Source organism: Bacteroidales bacterium (genome assembly GCA_018334875.1).
Classification (GTDB): domain Bacteria; phylum Bacteroidota; class Bacteroidia; order Bacteroidales; family UBA12077; genus JAGXLC01.
Window position 1 is genome coordinate 1 of record JAGXLC010000493.1, and the last position, 2833, is coordinate 2833.

The window sequence follows — 2833 nt, forward strand, 5'->3', positions numbered from 1 at the left end:
TATGTCTAAAGGATTAATGATATTGAATGATCTAAATGAAACCCGCATCCAGGAACCTTCACAACAAGAACATGAGTAACATGCGGGTTCCATGGTAATACAAGCAGAGTTTGGGAATTTGACATGTGAATTAAATTGAAATTCAAACCTTTAATAAACTGTTACACTAATGAATTTAATATGCGCATCAATCACAGCTTTTTAAAATTTTTTGGCATTGTCTTATTATTGATAGGACTAATGCTTTGCTGGCAATGCAATCCATCGCCTGAAATGAAAGATGATAATTCCGATAGGCAGGTTTATGATGAGGATTATACCGTAGCGGCTTATTACTGGCCTTCTACCCATGATGAACCAAGAAGCCGTAAAGTTTTTTGGAGTGAAGGGATCGGTGAGTGGGAAATGATCAAAAAGACAGAACCCCGCTTCAAGGGGCATTATCAACCACGCCAACCCCTTTGGGGCTATGAAATGGGAAATAATCCTCAGGATATGGAAAAGAAGATTGCTGCCGCTGCTGACCATGGAGTGGATGCCTTTATTTTCGACTGGTATTGGTACGACGGTGAACCATTCCTGGAAGAAACGGTCAATAAAGGTTTCCTTAAGGCAGATAATAACGAACGGCTGAAGTTTTATCTGATGTGGGCCAATCATGATGCCAAAGGTGTATGGAATCACCAAAAATATGATTTAGATTCTGTTATTTGGAAAGGGACGGTAGACTGGAAGAATTTTAAGACCATTGTGGACAGGGTAATCAATAAATATTTCAAACATCCTTCTTACTTGAAAATCAAAGGAGAACCTGTTTTTTCCATTTACCATCTAGAAAATCTTATAAGCAGTTTTGATGGTATCGAAGGAACAAAAGAAGCTTTGAAGCATTTTCGGAGTAAAGTAAAGGAAGCGGGTTTTCCGGGTTTACATCTGCAATTGATTGGAAGAGCAAGAAATGATGAACCCTTTTTATTGGGTGGAAAATACGGAGAGAAATATAATATCAAAGAACTTGTCACGGAGCTTGGCGCAAATAGTGTTACTTCATACCAATGGGTTCACTATGGGTTGAATGAGGATTATATAAAATGGGGTGAGCAAGCTTTTTCACTAATGAATAAGTGGGATAAAACTCTGGAGATACCCTTTTCTCCTCATGTCTCCATTGGATGGGATAACACTCCACGGTATCCTCAAAAGGGAAAGGAGTCTGTTGTACATATTCATAATAACCCCGAAAGTTTTGCTGCTTATTTGCAGAAAGCAAAAGACTATGTGGATAATCATCCCGATGAGCCGAACCTGATCACAATAAATGCCTGGAACGAATGGGTTGAAGGAAGTTACCTTGAGCCTGATATGCGGTGGGGATATGGATATCTCGAAGCGGTGGAAAAAATAATGAAAGGCACATATGACCAATATCATCGTGAATAACGCTTTTGGACAGCAACTGGTTGGCCTGCTATGGCTGCATTTTATGAAACAAAAATGAATTCACCTGTACCGGTTAGCATTCTCTTAGAAGAATTTTTTTATATGGAATAACCAAGCACAAATCAAAAAAAGACTAATAATCATGAGACATGGCAAAATTTTATTTTTAATGGTATTAATTATTGCAGCAATGACTGCGTTAAATACAGGTTTGGTAAAAGCCCAGCCTGTCAGTGCCTCGAACCTTAAAGTAGAATACAGAGAAAACCCCATGGGCATTGATATGCCTGATCCAAGGTTTTCCTGGATACTTGAGGGTAAGGAAAGAGGTGTAGGGCAATCAGCTTATCAGATTCAGGTTGCCGGCGACCGCGAAGCCCTGAATAACTCCGGGGCTAAGATGTGGGATCCTGGAAAAATATCCGATGATCAGTCGGTTAATGTTGCTTATGAAGGCTCCCCCCTCGAGACTGGTGAGACGTATTATTGGAGGGTCCGCATTTGGGACCAAAGTGGACAACCAAGTGACTGGAGTGAAACCGCTTATTTCCACGTAGGGCCTATGGAAAACAGCGACTGGGAAGGCCAGTGGATTGGTGCGGCTGATACCACGATCACGGCTCCGCTATTACGCAGGGAGTTTCAGCTAAACAAACCGGTACGCGAGGCTTATGCTTATATTGTTGGCCTGGGATATTATGAGTTATATGTTAATGGAGAGAAAATTGGTGATCATGTACTTGATCCCTCTACTACCGATTATAACAAAAGAGCCCTTTATGAGACCTATGATGTAACCGATCACCTGAAGGGAAATAATAATGTTGTCGGGGCTTGGCTTGGCAAGGGCTATCTCAAGCACCGGACGACCAAGCGTTACGGAGATCGTCCCCAGTTGCTTTTTCAACTTCTTGTTAGACACACAGATGGAAGTGTCACGCGCGTAGTCTCAGATGAGAACTGGAAAGTATCCGGCGGTCCTGTTGTAGAGAACAGCATATTTGACGGCGAAGTATATGATGCCCGGGAGGAAAAACCGGGATGGAACACGGCCGGTTTTGACGCTTCGGACTGGGAAAATGCTGTTCAACTGGAGACCCCGGATAGCCGTCGCGTTTCTTCCCAATTAATGCCTCCCATGCGCGTTACAAAAACTTTAAGACCCGTTCGCATGTGGGAGCCTGTAGAGGGAGTCTATGTTTATGATTTTGGACAGAACATCACGGGCTGGCCGCGCCTTCGCGTAAAAGGAGGAGAAGGCAGCAGAGTGGTTATGCGCACTTCTCCCACCTCGGTCCACAGTATGGCTATGATGAAGAATGAATCCCTCAAAGATTTGACGGATACCATTGACACCAGCCCCAACCGCTCAGCCAAAGCTCGGGATGTTTAT

At 43.0% G+C, this 2833-nt stretch carries 2 protein-coding genes; both read left to right on the forward strand.

Annotation, left to right across the window (positions count from 1 at the left end):
* Positions 1 to 273: 273 nt before the first annotated feature.
* A complete protein-coding gene (locus tag KGY70_20330; protein ID MBS3777552.1) occupies positions 274 to 1440 on the forward strand; it encodes a glycoside hydrolase family 99-like domain-containing protein in 1167 nt (388 codons plus the stop codon).
* 169 nt (positions 1441 to 1609) lie between these two features.
* On the forward strand, positions 1610 to 2833 hold a 1224-nt coding region (locus KGY70_20335), incomplete at its 3' end, for a family 78 glycoside hydrolase catalytic domain (protein ID MBS3777553.1).